The sequence below is a fragment of the Caballeronia glathei genome (assembly GCF_000698595.1).
GTDB lineage: Bacteria > Pseudomonadota > Gammaproteobacteria > Burkholderiales > Burkholderiaceae > Caballeronia > Caballeronia glathei.
Genome location: NZ_JFHC01000215.1, coordinates 1 through 1629, shown reverse-complemented (window position 1 = coordinate 1629; position 1629 = coordinate 1). Strand labels below are relative to the sequence as shown.

The 1629-nt window shown below is 64.8% G+C and carries 1 protein-coding gene; it reads left to right on the top strand.

Annotation, left to right across the window (positions count from 1 at the left end):
- Positions 1 to 310: 310 nt before the first annotated feature.
- Positions 311 to 1629: flagellar hook-associated protein FlgK (gene flgK, locus BG61_RS38360; protein ID WP_035943602.1), on the top strand; the 1319-nt coding region annotated here is incomplete at its 3' end.

The following is a 1629-nucleotide window of genomic DNA, read 5'->3' as shown; positions in this document are numbered from 1 at the left end:
CAAAGCAAGTTTCACAGAAGCCGAAGCCCATCACAAACAGTCCAACCACCAGGAACAGCGACCCCAACCCCAAGCGCCAGCGCCCTCCCCGTACGAATTAGCACCAAATCCCCCCGTTTCTCTCACGATCACCCGCGAGCAGCGCCCCCGATAATGCCCTTATCGCGTCTTGCGCACCGCGCCGCAGCACCCGGCCCCCTACCAAAACGTCCGGGCGACAAAAAACTCAACTTCCAGCGCGAGCGGCCGATATATAGAGCAGTTCTCGTCAAGCGGCGGCCAGGCGACGCCGCCTCACCAGGATTCATGCATGTCCAATAACATCTTCAATATCGGTCTCAGCGGTCTGAATGCAGCCCAGTGGGGACTGACGACGACTGGACAGAACATCAGCAACGCCGCCACGCCCGGCTACACGCTCGAAAAGGTCGTGTACCAGGAGGCATCCGGTCAATACACGGGCTCCGGCTACCTCGGCGGCGGCGTGCAGACCGCCACGGTGGCACGCTCCTACAGCCAGTACCTCACGACGCAGCTCAACAACACGCAGTCGTCGAGCAGCTCCGCCAACACGTACTTCTCGCTTATCGCGCAGCTGAACAACCTCGTCGGCGACCCGACCAAGGGCATCGCCACAGGCATCAGCGGCTACTTCAGCGGACTTCAGTCGGTGGCGAACACGGCGGGCAGCACGGCGTCGCGCCAGTCGCTGATGAGCAGCGCCCAGACGCTCGCGGACCAGATCACCGCGGCCGGCGCGCAATACGACCAGCTGCGGCAGAGCGTCAACACACAACTGACGAGCGCCGTCACGCAGATCAACACCTACTCGCAACAGATCGCGGATCTCAACAAGCAGATCAGCATCGCGAGCGCGCAAGGCCAGCCGCCCAACCAGCTGCTCGATCAGCGCGATCTCGCCGTGTCGAACCTGAGCGCGCTCGTCGGCGTGCAGGTCGTGCAGACGGACGGTAACTACAACGTGTTCATCGGCAACGGCCAGCCGCTCGTCGTCGGCAACAGTCAATACGGCCTGCAGACAGCGCCGTCGCCGTCGGACCCGAGCGAACTCTCCATCGCGTTCAAGAGCAGCGACGGCTCGACGCTGACGCCCGCGCAACTGCACTACCTCCCGGATTCGGCGTTCACCGGCGGCACGGTCGGCGGCCTGCTCGACTTCCGCAACGAGACGCTCGATCCCGCCCAGGCCCAGCTCGGCGCAATCGCGACGAGCTTCGCGGCGCAACTGAACAAGCAGAACGCGCTCGGCCTCGACCTGAACGGGCAGCCCGGCGGCGACCTGTTCTCGGTGGGAAGCCCGCTGGTTTATTCGAACGTGCGCAATACGGGCACCGGCAACGTCGGCGTTTCAATCGCGGACCCGACCCAGCCGCCCACCGGCGACTACACGCTGTCCTTCGACGGCACGAACTACACGCTGTCGGACAAGACGACCGGCAAGGCGCTCGGCAGCTTCGCGTCGCCCGCGACGACAGGCACGATCAACGGCCTGAACCTCACGGTGAGCGGCGCGATGAACGCGGGCGACTCGTTCACGATCCAGCCCACGCGCGGCGCGCTCGACAACTTCAAGCTCGCGAACTCGAACCCGGCCGCGATCGCGGCGGC